Origin of the sequence: Nonomuraea typhae, from assembly GCF_009760925.1 — a bacterium.
Lineage (GTDB): Bacteria > Actinomycetota > Actinomycetes > Streptosporangiales > Streptosporangiaceae > Nonomuraea > Nonomuraea typhae.
Genome location: NZ_VRLV01000002.1, coordinates 194,408 through 221,302 on the forward strand (window position 1 = coordinate 194,408; position 26,895 = coordinate 221,302).

The 26,895-nt window shown below is 70.5% G+C and carries 27 protein-coding genes; 5 read left to right on the forward strand and 22 right to left on the reverse strand.

Features of this window, described 5'->3' with window-relative positions:
- Positions 1–65 precede the first annotated feature (65 nt).
- The 4 genes from FVE25_RS07460 to FVE25_RS07475 are packed head-to-tail and all read right to left on the reverse strand — an operon-like array spanning position 66 to position 4,210.
- Entirely contained in the window at positions 66–884 is an 819-nt protein-coding gene (locus FVE25_RS07460; protein WP_157245703.1) for a carbohydrate ABC transporter permease, read from the reverse strand.
- A complete protein-coding gene (locus tag FVE25_RS07465; protein WP_219825374.1) occupies positions 865–1,764 on the reverse strand; it encodes a carbohydrate ABC transporter permease in 900 nt (299 codons plus the stop codon). The genes FVE25_RS07460 and FVE25_RS07465 overlap by 20 nt, the downstream gene beginning before the upstream one ends.
- A complete protein-coding gene (locus FVE25_RS07470) occupies positions 1,761–3,014 on the reverse strand; it encodes an ABC transporter substrate-binding protein (RefSeq protein WP_157245704.1) in 1,254 nt (417 codons plus the stop codon). Before FVE25_RS07470 ends, FVE25_RS07465 begins: the two co-directional genes overlap by 4 nt.
- 32 nt (positions 3,015–3,046) lie before the next feature.
- Positions 3,047–4,210 carry a trans-sulfuration enzyme family protein gene (locus tag FVE25_RS07475; protein WP_157245705.1) on the reverse strand — a complete coding sequence of 388 codons (1,164 nt, stop codon included), beginning with the start codon at positions 4,208–4,210 and terminating at the stop codon, positions 3,047–3,049.
- 11 nt (positions 4,211–4,221) lie between these two features.
- Here FVE25_RS07475 and FVE25_RS07480 point away from each other — a divergent pair, with 11 nt between their 5' ends.
- Positions 4,222–5,196, forward strand: coding sequence for a LacI family DNA-binding transcriptional regulator (locus tag FVE25_RS07480; protein ID WP_157245706.1), 975 nt, complete (start codon positions 4,222–4,224; stop codon positions 5,194–5,196).
- Here FVE25_RS07480 and FVE25_RS07485 read toward each other — a convergent pair.
- The 10 genes from FVE25_RS07485 to FVE25_RS07530 form a co-directional block, all read right to left on the reverse strand.
- Entirely contained in the window at positions 5,186–6,670 is a 1,485-nt protein-coding gene (locus FVE25_RS07485) for a sodium/solute symporter (RefSeq protein WP_157245707.1), read from the reverse strand. The genes FVE25_RS07480 and FVE25_RS07485 overlap by 11 nt on opposite strands.
- Positions 6,667–7,035: a hypothetical protein gene (locus FVE25_RS07490; protein ID WP_157245708.1), complete on the reverse strand. Its 369-nt coding sequence runs from the start codon at positions 7,033–7,035 to the stop codon at positions 6,667–6,669. Before FVE25_RS07490 ends, FVE25_RS07485 begins: the two co-directional genes overlap by 4 nt.
- A complete protein-coding gene (locus tag FVE25_RS07495; protein WP_157245709.1) occupies positions 7,032–7,769 on the reverse strand; it encodes a LytR/AlgR family response regulator transcription factor in 738 nt (245 codons plus the stop codon). Before FVE25_RS07495 ends, FVE25_RS07490 begins: the two co-directional genes overlap by 4 nt.
- 76 nt (positions 7,770–7,845) lie before the next feature.
- Positions 7,846–9,024 (reverse strand): histidine kinase, encoded by a 1,179-nt coding sequence (locus tag FVE25_RS07500; protein WP_157245710.1) that lies wholly within the window; start codon positions 9,022–9,024, stop codon positions 7,846–7,848.
- Positions 9,003–9,428 (reverse strand): HIT family protein, encoded by a 426-nt coding sequence (locus FVE25_RS07505; protein WP_157245711.1) that lies wholly within the window; start codon positions 9,426–9,428, stop codon positions 9,003–9,005. The genes FVE25_RS07500 and FVE25_RS07505 overlap by 22 nt, the downstream gene beginning before the upstream one ends.
- A complete protein-coding gene (locus FVE25_RS07510) occupies positions 9,425–10,132 on the reverse strand; it encodes a DUF1838 family protein (RefSeq protein WP_157245712.1) in 708 nt (235 codons plus the stop codon). The genes FVE25_RS07505 and FVE25_RS07510 overlap by 4 nt, the downstream gene beginning before the upstream one ends.
- Before the next feature lie 51 nt (positions 10,133–10,183).
- Positions 10,184–10,609 (reverse strand): protease inhibitor I42 family protein, encoded by a 426-nt coding sequence (locus FVE25_RS07515; protein ID WP_246266772.1) that lies wholly within the window; start codon positions 10,607–10,609, stop codon positions 10,184–10,186.
- A 44-nt stretch (positions 10,610–10,653) separates the two neighbouring features.
- Positions 10,654–11,001, reverse strand: a complete 348-nt coding sequence (locus FVE25_RS07520) for a hypothetical protein (RefSeq protein ID WP_157245713.1) — start codon at positions 10,999–11,001, stop codon at positions 10,654–10,656.
- Between the two features lie 85 nt (positions 11,002–11,086).
- Positions 11,087–11,443 carry a hypothetical protein gene (locus FVE25_RS07525; protein ID WP_157245714.1) on the reverse strand — a complete coding sequence of 119 codons (357 nt, stop codon included), beginning with the start codon at positions 11,441–11,443 and terminating at the stop codon, positions 11,087–11,089.
- A gap of 98 nt (positions 11,444–11,541) precedes the next feature.
- The gene (locus FVE25_RS07530; RefSeq protein WP_157245715.1) at positions 11,542–11,703 is read right to left on the reverse strand and encodes a hypothetical protein; all 162 of its coding nucleotides are present in this window, start codon (positions 11,701–11,703) and stop codon (positions 11,542–11,544) included.
- A gap of 109 nt (positions 11,704–11,812) precedes the next feature.
- On the opposite strand from FVE25_RS07530, the gene FVE25_RS07535 reads away from it, so the two are divergent.
- From FVE25_RS07535 to FVE25_RS07550, 4 genes are read left to right on the forward strand one after another with little or no spacing between them, the layout of a single operon-like run.
- Positions 11,813–14,863: a DEAD/DEAH box helicase gene (locus FVE25_RS07535; protein ID WP_157245716.1), complete on the forward strand. Its 3,051-nt coding sequence runs from the start codon at positions 11,813–11,815 to the stop codon at positions 14,861–14,863.
- Between the two features lie 2 nt (positions 14,864–14,865).
- The gene (locus tag FVE25_RS07540) at positions 14,866–15,675 is read left to right on the forward strand and encodes an SWIM zinc finger family protein (protein ID WP_157245717.1); all 810 of its coding nucleotides are present in this window, start codon (positions 14,866–14,868) and stop codon (positions 15,673–15,675) included.
- A 39-nt stretch (positions 15,676–15,714) separates the two neighbouring features.
- Complete coding sequence (locus FVE25_RS07545) at positions 15,715–16,947, forward strand: MFS transporter (RefSeq protein ID WP_157245718.1); 1,233 nt, start codon at positions 15,715–15,717, stop codon at positions 16,945–16,947.
- A 24-nt stretch (positions 16,948–16,971) separates the two neighbouring features.
- A complete protein-coding gene (locus tag FVE25_RS07550; RefSeq protein WP_157245719.1) occupies positions 16,972–17,934 on the forward strand; it encodes a phosphotransferase in 963 nt (320 codons plus the stop codon).
- Here the strand turns inward: FVE25_RS07550 and FVE25_RS07555 are convergent.
- The 8 genes from FVE25_RS07555 to ctaD form a co-directional block, all read right to left on the reverse strand.
- Complete coding sequence (locus FVE25_RS07555) at positions 17,857–18,795, reverse strand: diacylglycerol/lipid kinase family protein (RefSeq protein ID WP_157245720.1); 939 nt, start codon at positions 18,793–18,795, stop codon at positions 17,857–17,859. The genes FVE25_RS07550 and FVE25_RS07555 overlap by 78 nt on opposite strands.
- Before the next feature lie 40 nt (positions 18,796–18,835).
- On the reverse strand, positions 18,836–21,580 hold the full coding sequence (locus FVE25_RS07560; RefSeq protein WP_246266774.1) for an immune inhibitor A domain-containing protein: 2,745 nt from the start codon (positions 21,578–21,580) through the stop codon (positions 18,836–18,838).
- Positions 21,581–21,652: 72 nt separating this feature from the next.
- A complete protein-coding gene (gene frdD, locus FVE25_RS07565; RefSeq protein ID WP_157245722.1) occupies positions 21,653–21,997 on the reverse strand; it encodes a fumarate reductase subunit FrdD in 345 nt (114 codons plus the stop codon).
- Positions 21,994–22,371, reverse strand: a complete 378-nt coding sequence (locus tag FVE25_RS07570) for a succinate dehydrogenase/fumarate reductase transmembrane subunit (RefSeq protein ID WP_157245723.1) — start codon at positions 22,369–22,371, stop codon at positions 21,994–21,996. Before FVE25_RS07570 ends, frdD begins: the two co-directional genes overlap by 4 nt.
- Positions 22,368–23,144 (reverse strand): succinate dehydrogenase iron-sulfur subunit, encoded by a 777-nt coding sequence (gene sdhB / locus FVE25_RS07575; protein WP_281367826.1) that lies wholly within the window; start codon positions 23,142–23,144, stop codon positions 22,368–22,370. Before sdhB ends, FVE25_RS07570 begins: the two co-directional genes overlap by 4 nt.
- The gene (gene frdA / locus FVE25_RS07580; protein WP_219825376.1) at positions 23,137–24,870 is read right to left on the reverse strand and encodes a fumarate reductase (quinol) flavoprotein subunit; all 1,734 of its coding nucleotides are present in this window, start codon (positions 24,868–24,870) and stop codon (positions 23,137–23,139) included. The genes sdhB and frdA overlap by 8 nt, the downstream gene beginning before the upstream one ends.
- 5 nt (positions 24,871–24,875) lie before the next feature.
- The gene (locus FVE25_RS07585; protein WP_157245725.1) at positions 24,876–25,109 is read right to left on the reverse strand and encodes a hypothetical protein; all 234 of its coding nucleotides are present in this window, start codon (positions 25,107–25,109) and stop codon (positions 24,876–24,878) included.
- A gap of 66 nt (positions 25,110–25,175) precedes the next feature.
- Entirely contained in the window at positions 25,176–26,825 is a 1,650-nt protein-coding gene (gene ctaD, locus FVE25_RS07590; protein WP_157245726.1) for an aa3-type cytochrome oxidase subunit I, read from the reverse strand.
- Between the last annotated feature and the right edge of the window lie 70 nt (positions 26,826–26,895).

The following is a 26,895-nucleotide window of genomic DNA, read 5'->3' on the forward strand; positions in this document are numbered from 1 at the left end:
AGTCGGGCATGAGTCCTCCGAATCACCAGAATTCATCTGATGATTGGGAGGGTCATGCGAGGTTGTCAACCCTTGACAGCTCCGGCGGTCAAGCCTTCGACGATGTAGCGGCGGATCGCGGCGAACAGGATGAGCGTGGGCACCACCGACACGACGGTCGCGGCGGCCATCGAGCCCCAGTCGATGTCGTACTGGGTGATGAAGGAGTTCATCGCGACCGGGACGGTCTTGGCGTCCTCGCTGTCGATGAAGGTGATCGCCAGGAACAACTCGTTCCAGCACTGCACGAAGGCGAAGATGAAGGTGGCCGCGATGCCCGGCAGCATCACCGGGATGACCACGCGCACCATCGCCGACAGCCGCGAGGCGCCGTCCACCTGGGCCGCCTCCTCCAGCGCGACCGGCACCCGCTCGTAGAAGCCGCGCATGATGATCGTGGCGAACGGCACCAGCATCGCGACGTAGACGAGCATGAGCCCGGCCAGCCGGTTGAGCAGTTCGAGGTCGGACATCAGCAGGTAGAGCGGGCCGAGCGCGATGAACAACGGGATCATCTGAGTGACCAGGAACGCCAGCATCAGCGCGCCCCGGCCGGGGAAGTCGAAGCGGGCCAGCGTGTAGCCGCCGAGCACCCCGATCACGGTGACCGCCGCGGCCGCCACCAGCGAGACCAGCAGGCTGTTGAGCAGGTAGCGCCCGAAGTCGGCGAACGCGAACAACTCGGTGTAGTGCTCGAAGGTGAGGGTGGCCGGCCAGTAGCGCAGCGGCATCGAGAAGATCTCTGCCTTGGGCTTGAGCGAGGTGACGAGGATCCAGTAGAGCGGGAAGACGGTGATGAGCAGCCAGCCGCCCAGCACCACGCCTTTAACGAGCTTTTTCGCCATCGGCGGACCTCGTCACGTTCAGGTAGAAGATGCTGAAGGACAGCAGCAGCGCCAGGACCAGCAGCCCGACGGCGCCCGCCCGGCCGTAGTCGCCGCCCATGACCTGCTGGATGAGGAAGGTGGTGACGATGTCGGTGCTGCCCGCCGGGCCGCCGCCGGTCATCGCGTAGATCAGGTCGGGGAAGTTGAGGATCCAGATGATCCGCAGCAGCACGATCAGCGCCAGCGTGGGCCGGATGTGCGGCAGCGTGACGTGCCAGAACTGGCGCAGCCTGGAGGCGCCGTCCACGCCGGCCGCCTCGTAGAGCTCCTTGGGCACCGACTGCAGCGCCGCCATGATCATGATGGCGAAGAACGTCGTGCCGTACCAGACGTTGGCCACGATGACCGAGGTCATCGCCCAGCCCGGCGAGGACAGGAAGCCGATGCGCTGGTCGATGATCCCGGTCTTGAGCAGCAGGTCGTTGATCACGCCGAACTGGCCGTTGAACATCCACCGCCACAGCAGCCCGATGAGGAAGCCGGACATGGCCCACGGGAAGAACACCCACGCCTGGTAGAGCCCGCGCCCGCGAAAGTGCCTGCGCAGCAGCAACGCCAGCCCGAACCCCAGCACGAACTGGAAGAACAGCGACACCACCACCCAGGTGCCGGTGTTGCGGAGCGAGGTCCAGAACCGGTCCTCGGCCAGCACGGCGGCGAAGTTGGCCAGGCCGGCGAACGGCGTGCTGGTCAGGTCGAACAGGTTGTACCGCTGGAAGGCCATGACGCTGCCGCGCACCATCGGCCAGTAGGTGAACACGGCCACGAAGAGCACCCCTGGCAGCAGGCACAGCGCGATGAACCCCGCCCTGCGCCCGGTGAACGTGCGTGTGGTCACGAGACCTTCTTCGCCTGGTCCGACCAGAAGGCGTCCCAGCCCTTCAGCACGTCGGCGGCGCTCTTCTTACCGGTGAGCAACGCCTGCACGTCCCGGTCGGAGTCGACGAGGAACTGGCTCCACCCCGGGTAGTCCACCGGCCGGATGGTGATCACCTGCTTGGGGTCCTGCTGCGCCTCCAGGTATGCCTTCCAGGCGCCCTGGGAGAACTGCGGGTCGCTCTGCGCCTGCTTGGAGATGGGAATCAGCGAGTTGCCCTTGGCGAAGCGGATGCTCTGCCCCGATTCGGACAGGAACTGCACCAGCTTGACCGCCTGCTCGCGGTGCTTGGTGAAGGAGGTGACGCCCCAGCCGGCATAGCCGACGGGCTGGTAGGCGTAGCCGGTCGGGCCCTTCGGGATCGGCGCCGTGGACCACGCCTTGACCGCGCTCTCCTGCACGGTCTTGATCACCTCGGGGTCCTGGATGAGCATGCCGGTGACGCCCGAGGTGAAGCCCTGGACCATCTCCGGGTAGGCCCAGGAGACCGAGTCCGGCGGCGATGCCTCCTTGAAGATCTTGACGAAGAGGTCGAGGGCCTGGGCGGCCTCCGGGGTCGAGAAGATAGTCCGCTTGTCCGTCAGGAAGAAGGACTTGCCGGGGTTGAGCGCCTCGCCGTTGTAGGCGCTGATCATCATGACCGCGTAGTCGGCGCCGCCCTTGCCGCCGCGGAAGGAGTAACCGAAGCGCTCGCCGCCGGTCATCTTCTTGCCCGCCTCGTAGAGCTCCTGCCAGGTCTTCGGCGGCGCGCTCATGCCCCAGTCGGTGCGGTAGAAGAGCGTGCGCTGGTAGAAGCCGTACGGGATGAGGTACGGCTTGCCGCCGACCTCGACCGCCTTCTTCTGGGTCAGTTCGGTGAGGTCGGCCCAGCCCTTCCACTCGGTGGTGGGCAGTTCGCCGAGCCAGCCGTTGTTGGAGAAGGACTTGGCCGTGTGGTCGCGCACCTCCAGCACGTCCAGGTCCTTCTTCGTCTGCAGGATCTGGGTGATCTTCTGGTCGGCGCTGTCCAGCGGAGGCGAGATGAGCTCGACCTTGACGCCCGGGTTGGCCTTCTCGAAGTCGGCGATCAGCGACTTGATCAGCTTGGTCCGCTCCGGGCTGGTCAGGCTCTCGATCATGCGGAGCCGTACCTCGCCGGGCGCGGAGCCGGAGGACGAGCCGCAACCCGCGAGCGCCAGCGTGAGAGCGGCCAAGGCCAGGATGGATTTCATGACGCCTCCGTGAGGTGTGACAGCGCTGTCAGTCACGCTAGGCGACCGACCCCCTCCAGCGCCAGCCCCAGATCCTTGATCAACGTCTCGGCGGCCTCCAGGCCCACCGAGAGGCGGACCAGGCCGACCGGGATGCCCATGGTCGCCCTGACGCTCTCCTCCACGGTCAGGGCCGGCGCGTTGACCAGGGATTCGAAGCCGCCCCATGAGACGCCGATACGGAAGTGCCGCAGCCCGTTGAGGAACGCGGCCACCTCCTCCCGCGACTCGGTGTCCAGTTCAAAGCTAAAAAGACTGGAAAAGCCCGACATTTGCTGCTTTGCCAGTGAATGTCCGAGATGGGAGGGGAGGCCGGGATGGTTGACCACGCCGACGGCCGGGTGCGACTCCAGGAAGGCCGCCACGGCCAGGCCGCGCTCCTGGTGCGCCGCCATCCGCACCGGCAGCGTCCGCAGCCCCTTGATCGCCTTGGCGCCGTCGTGGGGCGACATGGCCGCGCCGTACAACTGGTACTCCGTCAGCGCCAGCGGCCTGATCAGCCGGGAGGCGCCGGTCACGGCGCCGCCGACCAGGTCGCTGTGGCCGCCGATGTACTTCGACAGCGAGTGCACCACCAGGTCCACCCCGAGCGTCAGCGGCTTCTGGAAGATCGGCGTGGACCACGTGTTGTCCATGACCGTGACCAGGCCGCGCCCGGCGGCCCAGGACGTCACCGCCGCGATGTCGAAGACCTCGTAGCGCATGTACGACGGTGACTCGAAGTAGAGTAGGCGCGTGCTCGACCTGATAGCGCTGTCACATTCGTCGAGATCGCCGGCATGCGTATGCGTGACGCCGAACTTCTCCAGGTAACGCAGGAACTGGGTGGTCGGCCCATAGATCGCGCCCAGCACCAGCACGTGATCGCCCGCCGACACCAGCGACGAGATCGTGGCCGAGATCGCGCCCATCCCGGAGCCGAAACACTTGGCCCGCTCCCCCCGCTCCAGCGCGGCGAGCTTGCGCTGGAGCAGGTCCACCGTGGGGTTGGTGCCGCGCCAGTAGACGTAGCGCTCGTCCTCATCCTTGATCGCCGCACCCAGTTCGCCGGCGGTGGCGAAGGTGAACAGCGAGTTCTCGAACACCGGCGGGTTGACCGCGCCGAGCATCCAGGGCTCGTCCTCGCCGAGGCGGCCGCAGATCCATTCGTCATCCATGGGGGCAGAGTATGACAGTGCGCAAGCCGACCATGGCCGACGTGGCCAGGTACGCCGGAGTCAGCCTGAAGACCGTCTCCCGCGTGGTGAACCGGGAACCCCACGTCAGCGCCGAGGTCAGGGTCAAGGTGGAGTCGGCCATCGGCGCGCTCGGCTTCCGCCGCAACGAGGCCGCGGCCCGCCTGGCCAGGGGCGCCACGATGCTCACCATCGGCCTGGTCATGGAGAACATCTCCAACGAGTTCTACTCGCGCCTGGCCAAGGCGGTCGAGGCGGCCGCCGCCGAGCACGAGGCGCTGGTGGTCTTCGGCTCCTACGAGGAGCAGCCCGAGCGCGAGCGCATGCTGGTGGAGTCGATGTTCGCGCGGGGCGTCGACTCGCTCATCGTCGTGCCCTCCTCCGGCGACCACGCCTGGATGGGCCGCCACACCGGGCTCACCACGGTCTTCGTGGACCGGCTGCCGGCCGGTCAGGACGCCGACGTGGTGCTGCTCGACGATCTGAGGGGCGGCGGCATGGCCACCCGCCACCTGCGCGCGCACGGCCACCGCAGGATCGCGCTGATCTCCGACGACGTACGGCTGAGCTCCGTGCACGACCGCGCCACCGGATACCGCCAGGCCCTCGCCGAGCCCGACGAGCGCCTGGTCGTGCACGGCGTCTTCGACCCGTGGCGGGTCTCGCAGGAGGTGTCGCGGCTGCTGGACCTGCCCGACCCGCCCACCGCGTTCTTCGCCACGAACAACCGCGCCGCGATCGGCATCCTGCTGGCCCTGCGCGAACGCCCGGAACGCCCGGCCTTCGTGGGCTTCGACGACTTCGCGCTGGCCGAGATCTTCAACCCGGGCGTGAGCGTGGTCCGCTACGACATCGACCGCATCGCCCGCAGCGCCGTCGGCCTCCTGCTCGACCCGGCCGGCCGGCCCCGCCGGGTGACGGTGCCCGTGGAGCTGGTCGTCCGCGGATCAGGTGAGCTCAGCCCCTAGGCCGCCAGTCGCCGCGGTCCAGGTCGAGGTTCTCGGGCGTGTGCAGCCGGACCATCGTCCTGGCCACGCCCGGCGGCACCCGGTGCGGGGTCAGGAACGACACCGCCACCATGACCGTGAACGCGATCGGCACCGTGATGGCCGCCGGCTGCGCCAGCAGCGCGTTGATCAGCCCGTCGTACGGCCCGCCGATGATCGTGGCCAGCACCGCGCAGCAGGCCAGCCCGCCCCCGGCGTACAGACCGGCCAGCGCGCCCGTGGTCGTCAGCCGCCGCCACCAGATGCCCAGCACCAGCAGCGGGCAGAACGACGAGGCCGCCACCGCGAAGGCCAGCCCCACCACGTCGGCCACCGGCAGCGACCGCGCCTGCAACGCCAGCCCCAGCGGCACCGCCACGGCCATCAGCGTCGCGATGCGGAACGAGCGCACCCCGCCGCCCAGCAGGTCCTGCGCGATCACCCCGGCCACCGACACGGTCAGCCCCGACGAGGTGGACAGGAACGCCGCGAACGCCCCCGCCGTCACCAGGGCGGTCAGCAGGTCGCCGAGCGTGCCGCCGACCATGATGCCGGGCAGCGTGAGCACCACCGCGTCGGTGCGCGCCAGATCGGGCGCGTACAGCCGCCCCAGCCAGCCGTACGCCGCGGGCAGCAGGTAGAACGCGCCGAGCAGCGTCAGCACCACGAGCGTGGTACGGCGGGCCGCCCGCCCGTCCGGATTGGTGTAGAAGCGCACCAGCACGTGCGGCAGCCCCATCGTGCCCAGGAACGTCGCCAGGATCAGCGAGTAGGTGGAGTACAGCCCGTACTCCTTGCCGCTGCCCAGCGGCGCCTGCCAGGTCACCGTGTCGGCCGGGTTCAGGCCGGGCGAGCCGTCCCGTTGCCAGGCCAGCAGCAGGAAGATGAGGGGGACGGCCAGCGCCGTCAGCTTCAGCCAGTACTGGAACGCCTGCACGAACGTGATCGAGCGCATCCCGCCCGAGAGCACGTTGACCGCGACGACCACCGCCACCAGCAGCCCGCCCGCCCAGATGGGCGCCCCGGTGATCGTGCGCAGCACCAGCCCGGCGCTCTGGAACTGCGGCATGAGGTACAGCCAGCCGATCAGCACCACGAGCACGCTGGCCGTGCGGCGCACGGTCATCGACTCCAGCCTGGCCTCGGCGAAGTCCGGCAGCGTGTAGGCGCCCGAGCGGCGCAGCGGCGCGCTCACCAGGACCAGCAGCACCAGGTAGCCGCCGGTCCAGCCGACCGGCAGCCACAGCATGTCGATGCCGAAGGTGAGGATGAGCCCGGCGATGCCCAGGAAGGAGGCGGCCGACAGGTACTCCCCGCCGATCGCCGAGGCGTTCCACAGCGGGCTGACCGTGCGCGAGGCGACGTAGAAGTCGGAGGTCGTGCGGGAGAACCGGATGCCGAACGCGCCGATGAGCACCGCGGCCAGCACCACGACGACGACCGCGGTCAAGCTCATTTACGCTCGACCAGGTCGGCGAAGTGCCGCTCGTTGCGTTCCGCCTGCCGTACGTAGAGCCAGGCCCCCGCGACGAAGGCGGGGTAGATGAGGCCGGCGAGCACCGCCCAGGGCAGCGGCACCCCGAGCAGGTGCAGGCCGCGCAGGTCCGGCAGCAGCAGGAACAACAGCGGCAGGCCGCCGACCACGCAGGCCAGCACGGTGCAGACGAACAACGCCAGGCGGAACTGGGTGCGCAGCAGCGAGCGCATGTAGACCTCGCCGACCACGGTCTGCTCGTCGATCTCGCGCGTGGCCGGGTAGCGGCGCCGGCGCGCGGCGGCGGTGCGCGGGCTGGTGACGGCCACCCGCCGGGCGCCGGTCATCGTTTGGCCCGGCGCACCAGCAGGTCGCGCAGTTCGCGGGTGTGGCGGCGGCTGACCGGGATCTCGGTCTGGCCGACCCTGACCGTGCAGCGGCCGGAGTCGATGTGCAGTTCCTCGATGTGCTTGACCGCGACCAGGTGGCTGCGGTGCACCCGGACGAACCCGGCGGAGGACCAGCGTTCCTCCAGCGTGTTGAGCGGGATGCGGACCAGGTGCGTGCCCGCCTGGGTGTGCAGGCGGGCGTAGTCGCCGTGCGCCTCCACGTACACGACGTCGGCGGAGGAGACGAAACGGGTCACCCCGCCCAGCTCGACCGGGATCGTGTCGGAGTCTCCGGCGTCCGCGCTCACGTCGGAGGAGAGCGCCACCCGGCGGATCGCCTCGGCCAGGCGCTCCGGGCGGACCGGCTTGAGCAGGTAGTCCTCGGCCTTGATCTCGAAGGCGTCGACGGCGTGCTCCTCGTAGGCGGTCACGAACACCACCCGCGGCGGGTTGGCGAACTGCGCCAGCAACCGGCCCAGCACCACGCCGTCCAGGCCGCGCATGCGGATGTCGAGGAAGACGGCGTCGACCGGCCTGCCGTCGGCGATGCCGCGGTCGAGCAGGCGCAGGGCGGCGGCCCCGTCGCGGGCGGTCAGCACCTCCTCGATGCGCGGGTCGGCGCGCAGGAGGTACGACAGGTCTTCCAGGGCGGGGAGTTCGTCGTCGACCGCCAGGACACGCAAGCCAGCCACCTTACTCCTTCCGATCCTTTGACAGTGATAAAAGCGACAGGATGCGTCAAGCCAGTCACGCTGAGGTCACAGCTCCCTAGCGGGCCGAGACCCCCGGGCGGTACTTCGGGACCCGGACGTTCACCTTGGTTCCGGCGCCCTCGGCGGTCTCCACCACCAGGCCGTACTCGTCGCCGTAGACCTGGCGCAGGCGCTCGTCCACGTTGGCCAGGCCCACGCCGCCCTCGCTGACCACCTGCCCGGCCAGGATGAGCCGGAGCCTGCCGGGGTCCATGCCGAGGCCGTCGTCCTCTACGCTGATGCGGCACTCGGCCCCGGCGTCCTCGGCCACGATCGTGATCCGGCCGACGCCGGACTTGCTCTCCAGGCCGTGCCGTACCGCGTTCTCGACCAGCGGCTGCAGGCACAGGAACGGCACCGCCACCGGCAGCACCTCGGGCGCGATGCGCAGCGTGACCTGCAGCTGGTCGCCGAAGCGGGCCCGCTCCAGGATGAGGTAGCGGTCGATGGAGCGCAGTTCCTCGGCCAGCGTGGTGAAGTCGCCGTGCCGGCGGAAGGAGTAGCGGGTGAAGTCGGCGAACTCCAGCAGCAGCTCCCGGGCGCGCTCGGGGTCGGTGCGGACGAACGAGGCGATCGTGGTCAGCGAGTTGTAGATGAAGTGCGGCGAGATCTGCGCGCGCAGCGCCCGCACCTCGGCCTCCATCAGCCGGGTGCGCGAGCGGTCCAGCTCGGCCAGCTCGAGCTGGGAGTCGACCCAGCCGGCCACCTCCTGCGCGGCGCGCACCAGCCCGGCCGAGGCGTGCGGGCCGTAGGCGGCCAGCGTGCCGACGATGCGGTCGTCGGTGGTCAGCGGCACCACGACCACGTGCCGGATCGGGCATTCCAGCAGCTCGCAGTCGATGGTCAGCACCTGGGCACGGCCGTCGCGCAGGGTCGGCGCCGCGTGCGCCAGGGCTTCGGGGGCGTGGTGCTCGCCCGCGCCGTCGTAGACCAGCAGCCGCTCGCCGTCCGTGACCGCGACCGCGGGCGAGCCGAGCAGTTCCCGCAGGTGCCGGGAGGCTTTCAGCACGCCCTCCGCCGTCAGCCCGGCCCGCAGCGGCGGCGCGGCCAGCGAGGCCGTGTGCAGCGTCTCGAACGTCGCCCGCTCGGCCGGGCCGCTGCCCAGCTCACGGCGGCCGCGCAGCACCCGCCACAGCACCACGGCCGGCACGCCGACCAGCACCACCGCCAGGCTCAGTCCGACGGCGAGTTCCATGACTTCCTGATGCGCTCGGCGAAGGATTCGGCCTCCGCGTCGCCGGCGTACTTCGTGCGCGGCCAGAAGAAGCCGCGCAGCCCGTCCTTCCGCTGCCGGGGCACCACGTGCACGTGCAGGTGGGCGACGCTCTGGCTGATCCGGTTGTTCATCGCCACGAACGTGCCGCCGGCCGCCAGGCCCTCCTCGACCGCGCGGGCCGTGGCCTGCACCCGCGCGAAGAACGGGCCGACCCCGGCCGCGGGCAGGTCGGCCAGCGTCTCGACGTGCACGCGCGGCACCACCAGGACATGTCCCTTGAAGACCGGCCGGGTGTCGAGGAATCCGGCGGCGACGTCGTCGGAGAAGACCATGAAGGCAGGCCGCTCCCCCGCGACGATCTCGCAGAACAGGTCGGTGCTCACATGGTGACTTTAGCCGCGAACGCCGACCAGCTGCTCATGTTCGGGCTGGTCCACTGGGAGGGGGCGCGCAGGAAGTGCTCGCCGACGTGCTCGGCCAGCCGCTCCGGCACCCGCTCCACCTTCGCGCCCCTGACGTGGTAGACCAGCCCGCCCGGGCGCTGGGCCATCGCCATCCACGGCAGCCACGGCGAGACGCGGCACCAGGAGAAGTGGCTCGGCACGTTGGCCGCCGCCGAGTCGACGTCCTCCTCCCTGGCGAAGAACTGGAACAGCTCCATCGCCCGGTAGGTGTCGCTGGCGGAGTTGTCGGGGAACTCCGAGACCTTGAGCGGCGACGGGTAGGCCAGGCGGATGTCCACGTTGTAGACGACCTGCCCGCCCACCCGCGTGGTCGGCACCGGGTAGGCGCCCAGGCGCTGGTTGACCGGGTCGTTGAAGACGTGCTGGACCTCGACCTCGGCGCCGGTGAACGGGTTGTCCCAGGTGCCGAGGATCTCGCGGGTCTTCGGGTCGAGGTAGGCGGCGGCCTCGCGGGTCAGCAGCTGCCAGCCGCTCTCGTCCGCGATCGCGCGGGCCACGTTGACGCCCTCGAACCCGAACAGGTGGTGGGGACCGTCGTCGTCCTGCCAGCCGTACACGTCGCCGGTCCACCACGAGATCGTCTCAGCGCCGTCGGCGGAGGCGCGCACCCGAATGAAATCCATGAGCTGAAGCTTCTCCGACCGCGCCTCACGTTTCAAGACACAGTGTCGTGATCACTTGACTGTGACGGTAAAGGTCGCCGTCCCCGACTCCCGGATGCTGTCCGGCGCCGACGGCGTCTTCTCCGTGCCGCAGCGCCAGCAGTTGTACAGCTTCACCACCGTCGTGCCCTGCCGTTTGGCGTTGAACACGAAGTAGCCGGTGCCGTTGCTGCCGGGGGCGCCGCCCTCGCTCTCGTGCTCCTCGCTGATGAACGAGGCCACCTTCGCGTCCGGCACCTCCACCAGCGACCACTGGTCGCCGACCGACGGGTTGTCCGGCACCGTCAGGGAGAACCGCTGCCCCTGGCCCACCTCGACCGGGACGCTCTGCCCTTTGCCGCCCTTGATCACCGTGCCGTAGTCGCTGACCGCCGACCCCGCGCCGCAGCCCGCCGCCGTCACGGCCAGCAAGGCCGCCGCGGCCCATGTCCTCTTCACCCGCCGCAGCGTATCGGGTCGGGTCCGCGGGTACGGCGGTGCGCTCAGCGCCTGCGCTTCATCAGGCGGCGCACGACCAGCGCGACGACGGTGCCGACCGCGGCGACGACCAGGAGCGGCCGCTTCTTCGCCTCGGTGGCGGCCACGTCGGCCAGCTCGCCGGCGCGCTCCTTGGCCACGCCCGCCGCGTCCTTGGCGGCGTCGGCGACCTCGCCGGCCTTGTCCTTGGCCGTGCCCGCGACCTCACCGGCCTTCTCCTTGGCCATGGCGGCGACCTCGCCCGCCTTGTCCTTGGCCTCGCCGGCCACCTCGCCCGCCTTCTCCTTGGCCACGGAGGCGGCCTCGCTCACCTGGCCGGCCGTCTCCTCCGCCTTGTCCCTGGCCGTTCCCATTGTTTCTCCCGCAAATGTCCGGGCGGCGCGAACCGCCGTCGTCGTCCTGGCCTCCACCGCGACTACCCAGCGGAGGGGCTGACTATCACGAACCCCCGCGCAGGTCCTCTTCCATGGCGTCCCGCGCGGCCAGCATCGGATCCTCCCGCTCGGCCCGGGCACGCTGCGCGGCCAGCTCTTCCTCGGGGTCGGTGTCCAGCACGTCGTCGCGCGTCTTCCTGGCCGGGACGAACACGCCCTTCGGCCGGCGCCGGTCCTCCTCGGCCAGCGCGTTCTCCGTCGCGCCCGCCCGGACCTGCGGAATGTTGATCGAGAGAGGGTCGACCTCGGTGCCGACGACCGCCTCGTGCGCGCCGACGTACCCCGCGGTGACTCCCTCGACGTACTCCGCGTGCTGTCCGTACTCGCCGTACTGTTCCTGCTGCTCCGCGTGCTCATCCATGGGCTTTGCCTCCCCGTGGTGCTCTCACCCGCATTTGTAACCGCGCACGGCGAGATCAACGGCAAAGCCCCGGCCAGGATTCTCCCGGCCGGGAGTGGTCAGCGCCGGGCCAGCCGCAGGAGGAAGCCGACGACCTTCGCCGCGTCGGACGACCCGGACGTCTGGCACCAGGCGTCCGGCTTCTCGGGCGCGGCGAACGGCGACGGCAGCTCGCACGGCGGCACCGGCGGTTTGGGGCGTTCGCACCAGGATCCGCTCATGTCCTCAGGGTACGCCGCGATCCTCCGGCGCGGTGGATCCGCGGCGAGGTTCTCCCGGCGCATCCCGATGGCGGCCCATCCTGTCGGCCGCTGGGGGTAGCCTGCCGGGGTGCTGGTGGTGCAGGGAGTCTGGGCGGGCGGGCTCGCCTTCTGGGCGGAGGACACCGAGGCGGTCGGCAGCCCCGCATCCGGCCCGGCGCCCCGCGCCCATCCCTTCGCCGCCGCCGTCGAGCGCCTGACCGGCCATCTGAGCCTGCCCGATGCTCCGGGCGCCGTGCTGGAGCTCCTCCTCCCCGGCTCGGCCGCGGCCCCGACCCCGTCGCCGGAGACCGGCCTGCTCGGCGAGGCCGCCCGGCCGCGGGTGCGTCCCTGGCTGGTGCCCGCGGTCCTGCCCGGCGCCGCCGCCTGCCTGGACATCCTCTCCGGCCCCTCGGCCGCCCAGGGGGCGACCGTCCGCTACTGGTCCGCCGTCGCCGCCCTGGCCCGTGACCTGGTACGGCGCGGCCGCATCCTGCCCCAGCTCCTGGGCGGCGCGGCTCCCCAGGACGCGCCCGATGACGCCATGGCCATGTGGGCCGTTCCCCGGGACACCGCCGAGGCCCGCTGGCGGGTGGTGCTGACCGGGCAGGACGCGGCCGCCTTCCGGGAGCTGGCATGGGCGATGCCGCCCGCCTGCCGTACCGCCGCGGTGGAGCGGCCGGCGGCGGCCGTGCTCCGCGAGGCGCTCGACCACTTCGCCGACGCCTGCGTCCGGGCCGTGCTCACCGAACCGCTGCAGGCCCGCCCGCGCACGGTCGGGGACCGCTGGCTGGCCGCCCTCACCGGGCCGGTCGCGGCCTGCCCCGACGTCCCGGAGCTGCGCGCGGAGCTGACCGCCTGGTACGACGCGGTGGCCGCGGCCGACAGCGCGGTCCGCGTCAGCTTCCGCCTGGTCGAGCCCGGCGAGCCCGGCGAGCGGGACGAGCGGGACGAGCGGGACGAGGTGGACGAGCCGGAGGACCCGGCCGAGCCGGCCGCCGCGGGCCCGCATGGTGAGCGGCCCTGGCGGGTGGAGCTGGCGCTTCAGGCGGTCGAGGACCCCAGCCTCTACGTCCCGGCCGGCCGGATCTGGCAGGGCGAGCACCTGCCCGGCTTCCCCCGGCGCCCCGAGCGGCACTTCCTCACCGGGCTGGGCCGGGCGGTCCGCCTGTATCCGGAGCTCGATCCCGCCCTGCGCGTCGCCCAGCCGCACGAACTGCGCCTGGACACCCCGGGCGCCTTCGCCTTCCTGCGCCAGGCGGCCCCGCTGCTCCAGGCGGCCGGATTCGGGGTGCAGCTGCCCCGCTGGGCCGGCCGTACCAAGCTGGGGCTCAAGCTGACCACGCGCACCCGGCGCCAGCAGGCCGCCACGGCCCAGGGCTTCGGGCTGGCGCAGCTGGTGGACTTCCGGATCGACCTGGCCGTGGGCGAGACGACGATCAGCGAGGCCGAGCTGGCGGAGCTGGCCCGCATGAAGGTGCCGCTGGTGCGGGTGCGCGGCCAGTGGGTGGAGCTGGACGAGCGCCAGCTCCAGGCGGCTCTGCGGGCGGTGGAGGGCCGGCGTGCCGGCGAGCTGCCCGCGGCGGAGATCCTGCGCGGCGTGGTGCAGGGCGAGGACGACGAGCTGCCGCTGCTCGAGGTCGACGCCGACGGGGTGCTGGGCGATCTGCTGTCGGGGCAGGCGGAGCGGCGGCTGACGCCGCTGGCCACGCCGACGGGCATCGACGCCACCCTGCGGCCCTACCAGGAGCGCGGCCTTGCCTGGCTGAACTTCCTGTCGGAGCTGGGCCTGGGCGGGGTGCTCGCCGACGACATGGGCCTGGGCAAGACGATCACCACGCTGGCGCTGCTGGCCCACGAACGCGAGGACGGCGGCCCGGTGCCGCCGACGTTGCTGGTCTGCCCGATGTCGCTGGTGGGCAACTGGCAGCGGGAGGCGGCCAGGTTCGCCCCGGGGCTCGAGGTCTACGTGCACCACGGCGGCGGCCGTGACGCGGCGCTGGCCGAGGGCGCCGATCTGGTCATCACGACGTACGGCACGGCCCAGCGCGACCTGGAGGCGCTGAAGGAGGTGACCTGGCGGCGGGTGGTCTGCGACGAGGCCCAGGCGATCAAGAACAGCGGCACCCTCCAGGCGCGGGCGGTCCGGACGATCCCGGCGCCCTCCCGGCTGGCGCTGACCGGCACCCCGGTGGAGAACCACCTGGCGGAGCTGTGGTCGATCATGGAGTTCTGCAACCCGGGGCTGCTGGGTTCGCGTTCCCGGTTCAGGACCCGATACCAGGAGCCGATCGAGGCGCGTCAGGACGAGCAGGCGACGCTGGCCCTCAAACGGGCGACCGGGCCGTTCGTGCTGCGCCGGCTGAAGACCGACAGGTCCATCATCACCGACCTTCCCGACAAGCTCGAGGTGAAGGAGTGGTGCTCGCTCACCCCCGAGCAGGCCACGCTCTACCAGGCGGTCGTGGACGACATGATGGGCAGGATCGACGACAGCGAGGGCATCGAGCGGCGCGGGCTGGTGCTGGCGGCGATGGCGAAGCTGAAGCAGGTCTGCAACCACCCCGCGCACCTGCTCAAGGACGGCTCCCGGCTGCCCGGCCGCTCGGGCAAGCTGGCCCGGCTGGAGGAACTGGCCGAGGAGATCGTGGCCGAGGGCGAGAAGGCGCTGGTGTTCACCCAGTACGCCGAGTTCGGCACGATGCTGCAGCCCTATCTCGCCGAGCGCCTGGACTGCCCGGTGCTGTGGCTGCACGGCGGGCTGCAGAAGAAGGCGCGTGACCGGCTGGTGGAGCGCTTCCAGGGCGACGCGGAGCCGATGGTGTTCCTGCTGTCGCTGAAGGCGGCAGGCACCGGCCTCAACCTGACCGCGGCCGGCCACGTGATCCACGTGGACCGCTGGTGGAACCCGGCCGTGGAGGACCAGGCCACCGACCGGGCCTTCCGCATCGGGCAGACGAAGAACGTCCAGGTGCGCAAGCTGATCTGCGCGGGCACGCTGGAGGAGCGGGTCGATGAGATGATCGAGCGCAAGAAGGCGCTGGCCGAGCGGGTCGTCGGCACCGGCGAGGACTGGCTGACCGATCTGTCGTCGCAGGAGCTGCGCGAGGCGTTCCGGCTGAGCGCGGAGGCGGTGAGCTGAGCATGCCGGTCGGCAGGGAGGGTTGGTACGACGGCGGCGCCCCGATCGCGGTCGAGGGCGGGCTCCGGGCCCGCACGCAGCGGGGCACGATCGGCGCCTCGTGGTGGTCGCGCCGCTTCATCGACATTCTGGAGCGCATCTGCGACAAGGGCCGCCTGTCGCGCGGGCGGGCGTACGCGCGCAAGGGCCAGGTGCTCGCGCTCGAGCTGAGCGCGGGGCTGGTCAAGGCCGAGGTGCAGGGCTCGCGGCCGCGGCCCTACACGGTGGAGGTCCGCGTCGAGGCGTACGGCGAGGCGTTGTGGGCCGAGCTGGCGGCGGCGATCGACGATCAGGCGGTGCACCGGGCCAGGCTGCTGGCCGGGGAGATGCCGCCGGAGATCGAGGAGGTCTTCGCGGCGATGGGCGTGGACCTGTTCCCGCGCGATCTGGACATGGAGTGCTCGTGTCCCGACTGGGGCTTGCCGTGCAAGCACCTGTCGGCGGTGCTGTATCTGCTGGCCGAGTCGTTCGACGACGACCCGTTCCTGGTGCTGGCGTGGCGGGGCCGTACCCAAGAGCAGTTGCTGGGCTCGCTGGCCGACGACGGCGAGAAGGGGGCGGACCCGCTGGCGGTGGCGGACGTGCCGTTCGCCGAACGGCTGGCCGACTTCTACGCGCCGGGGGCGAGCGTGCGGCGGCCGGTCCGGCGGCCTTCGGCGGCGCCGGATCTGCTGCTGCGGTTGTTCCCGCCGCCGGAGGGGCTGGCGCGTCAGCTCGGGCCGGCGTATTCACGCCTGGCGGCAGATCTTGAGGGAGCGCCGGACGCGTCCTAATATGAGGCCCTCTCATCCCCGAGGGGAGGGGACGTCTCCGTGAGCTCACCTGCGTTATCGGCCACGGTCCCCGGCGGCTGGACCGCGCGGCTGTCCCTGGCCCAGCTCGGGCTGATGATGGGCTGGTTCACGCTGATCCAGATCGTGCTGCCCCAGCACATGGTCGAGGTGGACGCCGCCGGCAAGGAGGCGTCGCTGGCGGTGGTGTTCGCCGTGGGCGCGGCGGTGTCGATGGTGTCGAACGTGGCGTTCGGCGCCTGGTCGGACCGCACGCGCGGCCGCTACGGACGGCGGCGGCCGTGGATCCTGGCGGGCGGGGTGGCCGGGGCGGCGGCGCTGGTGGTGCTGGGGACGCAGCGGAGCGTGCTGGGCATGGCGATCGGCTGGAGCCTGGTGCAGCTGACGTTCAACGCGGCGTTCGCGGCGACGGTCGCGGTCGTGCCCGATCGGGTGCCGGAGTGGCAGCGCGGCCGGGTGCTGGCGGTGGCGGGCGCGGCGCAGGCGGCCGGGCCGCTGCTGGGCGGGCTGGTGGTGGCGCTGGTGGTGACCGGGATCCTGCCCTCCTACCTGGCGATGGCGGCGTTGCTGCTGGTGACGGTGCTGCCGTTCGCGCTGGCCACCGGTGAGGGGCCGGTGACCGGGCCGGCTCCCGGGCCTTTCGACTGGCGGACCTTGTGGGTGAGCCCGCGCCGCCATCCGGACTTCGCGTGGGCCTGGGTGACCAGGTTCCTGATGAACCTGTCGATCTCGATGGGCACCGGCTACCTGCTGTACTACCTCCGCGACCAGGTCGGCTACGAGCGGCTCTTCCCCGGGCACGGCGCGGACGAGGGCGTGCTGATCCTGCTGGCGGTCTCGACGGTGGCCGGGATCGGGCCGACGCTGCTGTCCGGCTGGCTGTCGGACAAACTCGGCCGGCGCCGCCCGGTCGTGAGCGTGGCGGGGCTGCTGACCGCCTCGGCCGGGCTGCTCCTGGCGTTCGGCTCGGCCTGGCCGATGGTGATCGTGGCGGCGGTGGTCCTGGGCGCGGGCAGCGGGGCGTTCCTGGCGGTGGACCAGGCGCTGCTGACCCAGGTGCTCCCCGCCGACCTCGACCGGGGCAAGGACCTCGGCGTGCTCAACCTGGCCGCGGCCGGGCCGCAGATGCTCGCGCCGATCCTGGCGGCGCCGCTGGTCACGCAGCTGGGCGGCTACGCCTCGCTGTACGCGGCGACGGCGGCGGTCGGGATCGCCGGGGCGCTTCTGGTGTGGAAAATCCGTGACGTCCCCTGAGCGCGCTGGGGCAGGATCGAACCCATGCTGAGGGAGACCGCCGAACGGGTGGCACGGGAGTACGAGCTGGGCGCGGTCGTGGCCGCCCCGGTCTACGCGGCGCGGGGCGAGCTGGGCCTGATCTGGCGCCTGGACACCGAGCGCGGGTCGTGGGCGGTCAAGGAGTCGCTCATCGAGGTGGCCGAGGAGGACGCCGACGCCGACGTGCGCTTCCAGGGCGCCGCCGCCGCGGCGGGCGTCGTGCTCCCGGCCCCGGTCCGCGATCGCCACGGGCGGGTCATCCTCCGGGCCCGGCCGCACGACCTGCGGGTGTACGCGTGGGCGGACCTGGCGGCCGGCGAGATCACCGCGGCGCAGCTCGGCGAGGCGGCGGCGCGCATCCATCGGGTACGGCACGCCGCCCGCGGCCCGGTGGGCCCGTGGTTCGCCGCCCCGCTGGGCCGGGCGGCCTGGCACGAGGTGGCCCGGATCTCGCGCGGCCGGGAGTGGGCCGACGCGCTGGACGCCCGCCTCGCGGACCTGATCGCGGTCGAGGACGTCGTGCGCCCGCCCGACCCGGCCGAGGTCACGACCTGCCACCGCGACCTCAACGAGGAGAACCTGCGCCTGTCCACCGGCGGCGTGCTCACCGTGCTCGACTGGGAGAACTGCGGCCCGGCGGTGCCCGCCTGGGAGCTGGCCGCGCTCGTGGCCCGCGACGGGGAGGTCTACCGCGCCTACGTGGCGGCGGGCGGCCCGGCCCGGGTGACCCGGCCCGAGGACTTCTCGATGCGCGTGGCCGCGCAGGCGCATCTGCTCGAGTTCTACGCGCGCAGGGCGACCGGCGGGCAGGAGAGCGAGGAGAACCGCTCGCGCGCCCGCGCCCGCCTGCGCGAGATGCTGGCCGAGCCGCTCACGAAGGAGCGGATCTCAGCGATCCTCGAAGGTCTCCGGGACCATCACGCGCACCCCGTTGGGCACCACCCGCAGCCGGATCGGGGTGCGTAGCCGTACCTCGCCGTCCACGTCGGCGGCCATCGGCGGGTCGGTCTCCAGCAGCATCTCGCGCCCGGTCACGAACGGCCCGCCCGCCAGGCTGCGCCAGCGCCCGGTCGTGGCCCGCGCCAGCGTCTCGCCGAGCAGGCGCAGCTTCTTGCCCGAGCCGAGCTGGTAGGCCACCAGCAGGCCGTTGTCGATGCTGATGTCCTTGGCCACCTGCCAGCCGCCGTGGAAGCGCCCGTTGGCGATGTTGAGCTGGTGGGTGAGCAGCTCGTGGCGCTTGCCGTCGACGGTGATGAAGGCGCGGAAGGGCCGGTGCCCGGGCAGGATCGTCAGCGCGGTCAGCGGGTAGGCGGGGCGGCCGATGATGCGCTTGAGCCAGGGCTTGACCGTGCCGGCCACCTCGACCGAGACGCCGAAGCTGGCCAGGTTGGCGAAGGGGCGGTCGTCGGCCATGCCGAGGTCGATGTCGGCCACCTTGCCGGTGGCGAAGACGTTGATCGCGCCGGCCAGGTCCAGGGGGAGGCCGAGGCTGCGCGCGAAGTTGTTGGTGGTGCCGAGGGGCAGCACGCCGAGGGCGACGTCGCGGTGCGCGATGTGGCGGACGGCCGACGACAGGGTGCCGTCGCCGCCGCCCACGATCAGCAGGTCGGGCTTGGTGGCCAGGGCCTTGTCGAGGTGGTCGCGCAGCCGTTTGGGCTTGAGCACCGAGAACTCGGCCAGCGGCTCGAAACCCAGCTCGTGGATGAGGTCGAGCGCCTCGAAGTAGTGGCGACGGCCGCGGCGCGAGCGTGTGTTGATCACCACGGCCACCCGGCGCTCGCGCCGGATGGCCGCAGTGTGCTCCGCCTTGGTCCTAAGGTCCGTCATGGTCCCTCATCGTAGGGCCGCCGCGGAACGACCCACACGATCACTTCTTCGGCGCAACCACCTGGACGATGGCGCCCAGATTGCCGGGCAGCGGGCTGACCAGCTTGAACTGCACACCCAGCGCCTTGGCCTCGTCACCGGGGTTGCCGGTGCCGAGCTTGTGGCCGTGGCCCATGTCGGTGCCGTACAGCTCGGGGGCGGGAGTGCCGTCGAAGTTCACCACGCGCGTGCTGTACTGCTGGTCACCCTTGGCGGGCACGACCGCGGAGGCGTCGAAGTCGCGGTAGAACAGCGAGCCGTTCTGCAGCTCGAAGCCCGGGTACCACGTCTTCGCGTCGGTGAAGCTCGGCACGCCCTTCTGCGCGGGGACGTCTGTGCAGTACTCGCTGAACGGCTCGTTAGGAGCCTCCAGGCACTCCTTGAACGGGTAGGTCTTCCCGAAGGAGAACGCGGCGTTGGAGGTCTGCGAGCGGCCCTCCATGTTCTTGTTCCGCGACGGGTCCTTCGTGGCCGCGGTGCCGGTACGGCGCAGCGGCTCGTAGTGCGAGTCCACGACCAGCAGGCTGCCCTTGGCGCCGATGCTGGGCAGGTTCTCCAGACCCGGGATGATCACGTTGTTGGTGTAGGTCGAGTCACGCAGCCAGACCAGCAGGCCGGGCGCGTTGTACTTGACCTTCTGCACCTTCCAGGCGCCGTCGCGCTGGTAGGTCGAGTCGTAGGCGTACTGCAGGCCCTTGTCGAAGCCGTCGAAGTTACGCCACTCGGCGAGGTAGAAGCGGGAGATCTCGCGCGAGCCGTTGTTGACCGTCCAGCCCTGGCCGCTGGTGTTGGTGAAAGTGCCGCCCTGGGCCTTCCAGCCGTTCTCGCCGCTCTCGACGTCGTCGCTCCATACGGCGGTGCCGCCGTTGGTGAGCTGGAAGTCGTCGGCGTGCCAGCCGCGCGGGGTGGAGGCCGCGTCGGTGTTGTAGGCCAGGCGCAGCTTGATGGTCTGCCCGGCGAACGGGGTCAGGTTGACGTAGTCGCGCCGCCAACCGTCGGTGTTGCCGGTGAGGCCGTACTTCTTGTTGCCGAAGGTCTTGAGGTTCTTGTTCGGGTCCGGGTAGTCGTCCGGGGTGGACACTTCCTGGCCGGCCTCGTTGTAGACCTTCTGCTGGGTCCAGGTGGCGCCGCCGTCGGTGGAGGTCTCGACGAAGCCGTAGTCCCAGTCGGCCTCGATCTCGTAGTTGTTCCACATCCAGAAGCGGACGTCGCCTCCCGCGGGCACCTGCACGTCGCGGGTGACCTTGACGTTGGCCCACTCCTGGTCCATGCCGGACCACCAGGCGTTGGTGCCGCTGTGCGCGTCGAGCATCTTCAGCGGCTGGCTGGCGAGGTTGACGCGGACGCCGTCCTCGGTGAACTTGGGCGTGCGCGAGGACTGGCCGACGGTGACGATCTTGCTGCGGTCACCGGGGTTGAGCGTCTTGGGGTTGGCCCAGCCCAGGATCCACTTGTCCCACAGGCCCATGTGCGTCGGCATCGACTGGAAGATCGGGCCGGAGTGGGAGCCGCTGGACATCAGGTCCCAGAAGTCGACCGCCGAGCTGCCGGCGCCGCTGGTGTCGTACAGGTCGGGCAGGCCCAGGTCGTGGCCGTACTCGTGGGCGAAGACGCCGACGCCGGAGTCCTCGGGCTGCACGATGTAGTTGGAGATCTTCTTGTCGGTGCCGGGGACGGTGTAGCCGCCGGCGACCGCGCTGGAGTGCGCCCAGATGGCGTAGGTGCCCTCGGCGCCGCCGTCCGCGGACTTGTCCTTGCCGGCGTGGACCAGCACCAGGTGGTCGATCACGCCGTCGGGCTCGGCGAAGTTGCCGTCGCCGTCGGCGTCGGAGGTGTCCTCCTGGTCGTACTCGGCCCAGTTGAAGTTCGGCTGCGTCTGGGCGAGGACGTTGACCGCGTCGATCGCCAGCTGGCCGGCGCCGAGCGGGTTGTCCGGGTGGCCGGACATGTCCTGGGGAGCGCCACCGCAGGCGGCCGCGCCGTACCATGCCTCCGAGTGCGGGGCCTTGATCCAGCCGACGGCCGAGCCGGTGACGGAGTAGGCGCCCTTGGACATCTCCTCGTACATCTTCTTCAGCGTGTGGCCGGAGATGTCGATGCCGGCCTTGCCGTCACGAGGGTCCTTGAGGTCGGTGCGGACGCGCTCGGTGATGCCCTTGTCGGAGTAGAGCATCTTGTTGAAGTGCGCCGGGCTGAAGTCGTCGACCCAGAAGGAGTTGTTGTCCTTGGCCGGCAGCGTGGCCGGGTTCGGGATCTTGTTGTGGAGCGGTCCGTTCTTCTTGGTGCCCGGAGGCTCTACGACGCAGTCCTCCGGCTCGCTGTCGGGTGTGCGCAGACGGTTGTAGCCGGAGAAGTCGTCGTTGGCGTTCTCGTTGAACTCCACGAGCAGGGTCAGCAGTTTGGCCGTCTTGGTCTGCTTGGACTTCTTGAAGATCCAGTCGGCGGGGTTACGGCCGGTCCGGATGGCCTCGTTCTCGCGGGCCGTGAGGACCCGGCCCGCGACGGGGTTGCCGCTGGTGAACTTCTGGTCGAACTTCTCCGCCGGCGACGCGGTGCGCGCGGCGCGCTGGCCGGGGGCGGGCGGGTCTTCCTGGGGGTTTTCGACCTGCGGCGGAGCGTAGTTGATGTAGTAGTCAGCCGCGCTGGGCTCATACCTCGCGATAGAGGCGTCGGCCGGCGCGACGGCAAGTCCCGTGGCGATGAGGGTGAGCGCGGGGACTGCGGCTAAGTAGCGTCGTCTTGGCACAAAGCGGACGGTAAGCCCCAAGGAAAGTGACCGTAAAGCCCTTTGTTGAAATGTGATGTATTTCCAGGGATTTCAGAACAGGAGAACGACGGCTATAACGCCGCCCGCAACCGCGCCGCCGTAGCACAGCAGCGCGATGATCAGGTCGAACCTGGCCACGCCGAGCAGTTCCTCGCTGGTGAATCGGATCCGGTGCGCAGCGTGAAACAGGCACAGCACGACAACGGCCACGACGGCCAGCCGTACCACGACCGGGTCCAGCAGCGCGGCCAGCTGGGCGGCGGACGGCCAGTCGAGCACGCCCAGCGGCATGAGCACCCCGAACAACAGCACCAGCACGGGCAGCAGCAGCGCGGCCACCACTCCCCCGCCGCTGAACAGCAGCCACAGGTACGGCTCCGGCGTCCGGCGTCTCATGGCGACCTCAGCACGAAGTACGCGACGACCGCCGAGACCAGCAGCCAGGCGGAGTGGTTGCCGCCCTGGATCATCCAGGCGGGGATGCGGTAGCCGTCCAGCCTGATCACCGTGGCCTTGGGGGCCAGGTTGAGGAACGTCACCGCGTGGAAGGCGGTGGCGGCCAGCGTGAGCACGTTGAGCGCGATCACCCACGGCCGCCCGGCGAAGGCGGCCGGGTCGCCGCCGTTCAGCACGGCGTCCACGACGAGCATCAGGAAGACGATCGCCCACGCCACGAAGACGCTGGTCAGCTCGCGCGCCACGAACACCGCGTAGTTGCGGTTGCGCAAGAACCACCCGTAGTCCCGGCGGGGCCGGTAGGCCGTCGTCATCGCCTGCTCCTGCTCCTGCTCCACGGAAGGACGGACCGCATCGCGGCCGTGACCTTGTAACGCTGGATCGCCTCGGCCGGGTCCACGTGCTTGGGGCAGACGCGGGTGCACTCGCCCACGAACGTGCAGCCCCACACCGCCTCGTCCAGGTTGAGCAGGTCGAAGCGGTCGCCCATGTCCCGCGAGTCCAGCTCGTACCGCTGGGCCAGCGCGATCGCGGCGGGGCCCAGGAAGTCGGGGTCGAGCACGTAGACCGGGCAGGCCGAGTAGCAGAGCATGCAGTTGATGCACATCGAGTACTGCTTGTACGCCTCGAGCTGGGCCGGCGTCTGCGCGTGCTCGCTGGTCAGCGGCAGTTCCTCCCCCTCCCTGACCAGCCACGGCTGCACGTGCCGGAGCTTGGCCAGGAAGTCGTCGATCTCCACCACGAGGTCGCGGATGACCGGGAAGCCCTTGAGCGGCTCGATCCTGATCGGCCCGGCCCCGAACTCGGTGAAGAACGTGCCGCAGGTCAGCCTGGGGCGGCCGTTGACGTTCATGCCGCACGAGCCGCAGATGCCCATCCGGCACGACCAGCGGAACGACAGCGTGCCGTCGAGCCGGTCCTTGATGTAGTTGAGCCCGTCGAGCACCGCCCAGTCGTCCATGAGCGGCACCTCGAAGCGCTCGAAGACCGGTTCCTCGTCCTGCCCGGGGCGATACCGGGACACTTCCAGAGTGATGGTGCGCGGTGGGGTGGCCTGACGTGCTTGTTGGGATTTCGCCTCAGTCACGGCCGTAAACCCTTTCGCCGGGAGGCCAGCGGGTGATCGTCACGGGCATGAGCCCGACGGACGGCGCGCCGTCGGGCGCGCGGTGGACCAGCGAGTGCGCCAGGAACTCCGCGTCGTCGCGGGTGGCGAAGTCGGTGCGCTGGTGGGCGCCGCGCGACTCGCGGCGGTTGAGCGCGCAGGCCACGATCGTGCGCGCCACGTCCAGCATCGTGTGCAGTTCCAGCAGGTTGATCAGGTCGGTGTTGAACGTGGCGCTGGTGTCGTCCACGCGCGCCGCGTCCGCCCGTTCTCGCAGTTCCGCCAGCGTGGCGGCGGCCTTGGCCAGTTCGGCGCCGGTGCGGTAGATGCCCGCCGCGCCCTCCAGCGTGTGCTGCATCTCCTCGCGCAGGTCGGCGATGCGCTCGCCGTCCGGGTTGCCCTCGCGGGCGCGCTCCAGCAGCCGCCGCTCGTCCTCCCCCTGCGACCGTACGGCAGGCGGCTCGGCCTCCCGGTGCTCGCGGGCGAAGGCGGCGGCAGCCGTACCGGCGCGCCTGCCGAAGACGAGGATCTCGGGCAGCGAGTTGGAGCCGAGCCGGTTGGCGCCGTTGATGCTGACGCAGGCCGTCTCCCCCGCGGCGTACAGGCCGGCGATCGGAGTGGCGCCGTCCAGGTCGGTGTGGACGCCGCCCATCATGTAGTGCACGACCGGGCGGACCGGGATGAGGTCGGTGGCCGGGTCGAGGTTCTGGTAGCTGCGGCACAGCTCGCGGACGAACGGGATCCGTGCGTCGATCTTGTTCTCGCCCAGGTGCCGCAGGTCCAGGTAGACGACGGGGCCGTAGGGGGTCTCGACGGTGCGGCCGCGCTGCTGCTCGTGCACGAACGCCTGCGAGAGGCGGTCGCGCGGGCCCAGTTCCATGCTGCGCAGCTTGGGGGTGGGCGTGGGTTTGCCCAGGTCGTAGTCCTGGAGGTAGCGGTAGCCGTCCTTGTTGATCAGCCAGCCGCCCTCCGCGCGGGCCGCCTCGGTGATGAGGATGCCGGTGAACGGCAGGCCGGTCGGGTGGTACTGGACGAACTCCATGTCCTTCAGCGCCGCCCCGGCGCGGTAGGCCAGGGCCATGCCGTCGCCGGTCTTGATGGCCGCGTTGGTGGTGAAGGGGAAGACGCGGCCGCAGCCGCCCGTGGCGAGGATGACCGTGCGGGCGGCGATGGTCTCGATGGCGCCGGTCCTGATGTCGACGGCCACGACGCCGTGCACCCGGCCGTCGTCCACGATCAGCCGCGTGACGAACCACTCGTCGTAGCGCTGGATCTCGCCGTACTTCAGCGTGGTCTGGAAGAGGGTGTGCAGCAGGTGGAAGCCGGTCTTGTCGGCGGCGTACCAGGTGCGCTCGCGCTTCATGCCGCCGAAGGGGCGCACCGCGACCCGGCCGTCACGCTCCCTGCTCCACGGGCAGCCCCAGTGTTCGAGCTGGATCAGCTCCTTGGGCGCCTCGGCCACGAAGGCTTCCACGGCGTCCTGGTCGCAGAGCCAGTCGCCGCCCGAGATGGTGTCGTAGCAGTGTTCGTCCAGCGTGTCCCCGGCGCCGATCACCCCTGCGGCGCCGCCCTCGGCGGAGACGGTGTGACTGCGCATCGGGTAGACCTTCGACACGACGGCCACGCTCAGCTCCGGGGCCGTCTCGGCGACCGCGATGGCCGCCCGCAGCCCTGCGCCGCCCCCTCCGACGATGAGCACATCGATCATGGGCGTCACTTCCCGTGGTCGGGTTCGATGGGGTTCTTCACCCGTTTGCCGTCGTGGCGGATGGCCGACAGGTGGATGCTGCCGTCGTGGTACTCGTGCCGGATTCTGCGACAGCCGCAGGAGTAGAACAGGTCGCGGATCACCAGGCCGTATCCGTCGTCGTCGACCAGGCGTTCACCACCGAACTGCTTCCCGCAGGGGGCGGTTTCCGGGGCGAAGGGGGTTCGTGTCCCTGTCATCGCCCATCTCCCTAGAAAGGCGAAATGTCATTTCCACACAAGCACCACGCGAACCTGCTGAAAAGGTCAGTCTCCCGTGCCCTTTGATTCACGCGGATAGTGCAGGTCGAATGCCGGGCGCTCGGAGCGGATGGTGGGGATTCGCAGGAAGTTGTGGCGTGGCGGTGGACACGATGTCGCCCATTCCAGCGAGTTGCAATACCCCCAAGGGTCATCCAGCGTGACCTTGGGCGCGTGCCGGGCGGTCTTCCAGACGTTGTAGAGGAAGGGCAGCGTCGAGACCCCGAGCAGGAACGCGCCCGCCGAGGAGATCTCGTTCAGCATCGTGAAGCCGTCGGCCGGGCCGTAGTCGGCGTACCGGCGCGGCATGCCGATCGCCCCCAGCCAGTGCTGCACCAGGAACGTGGTGTGGAAGCCGACGAACAACGTCCAGAAGTGCACCTTGCCGAGGCGGTCGTCGAGCATGCGCCCGGTCATCTTCGGCCACCAGAAATAGAAGCCGGAGAACATCGCGAACACCACGGTGCCGAAAACCACGTAGTGGAAATGGGCGACCACGAAGTAGGTGTCGGAGATATGGAAGTCCAGCGGCGGCGAGGCCAGGATGATCCCGGTCAGCCCGCCGAGCAGGAACGTCACCAGGAAGCCGACCGCGAACAACATCGGCGTCTCGAAGCTGAGATGGCCGCGCCACATCGTGCCGATCCAGTTGAAGAACTTCACGCCGGTCGGCACCGCGATGAGGAAGGTCATGAACGAGAAGAACGGCAGCAGCACCTGCCCGGTCGGGAACATGTGGTGCGCCCACACGGTCATCGACAGGCCCGCGATCGCGATCGTGGCGCCGACCAGCCCGATGTAGCCGAAGAGCGGCTTGCGGCTGAAGACGGGGATGACCTCGGTGATGATCCCGAAGAACGGCAGCGCGATGATGTACACCTCGGGGTGGCCGAAGAACCAGAACAGGTGCTGCCACAGGATCGCGCCGCCGTTCTCGGCGGCGAACACCTGCGTGCCCAGCTCGCGATCCGACTCCAGCACCAGCAGCGCCGCGGCCAGCACGGGGAAGGCCATCAGCACGAGCATGCTGGTCAGCAGCGTGTTCCAGGTGAACAACGGCATCCGGAACATCGTCATCCCCGGCGCCCGCATGCCGATGATCGTGGTGATGAAGTTGACCGAGCCGAGAATGGTGCCGAGCCCCGACAACGCCAGCCCCATGATCCACAGATCGCCGCCGAGCCCCGGCGAGTAGATCTCGGTGGCCAGCGGCGTGTAGGCGAACCACCCGAAGTCGGCCGCCCCGCCCGGCGCGAGGAACCCGGCCAGCACCATCAGGCCGCCGAACAGGAACAACCAGTACGCGACCGCGTTCAGCCGCGGGAAGGCCACGTCCGGCGCCCCGATCTGCAGCGGCATCACCACGTTGGCGAACCCGGCGAACAACGGCGTGGCGAACAGCAGCAGCATGACCGTGCCGTGGATGGTGAACAGCTGGTTGTACTGCTGCTGGCTGACCACCTGCATCCCGGGCGCGGCCAGTTCGGCCCGCATCACCATGGCCATCACCCCGGCCACGAGGAAGAAGGCGAACGAGGTGATCAGGTAGAGGTACCCGATGACCTTGTGATCGGTGGTCGACAGCCAGGAGACGATCACGGTGCCGGTACGGCGACGCCGTACTCGCTCGATCGAGGTCTCGCGGACAGTCGTCACGGCAGCTCCCTCCGACGCGGTGCCCCCGATGCCCCCATTTCACGCCAACGATCGCAGAACCGAAACCCGC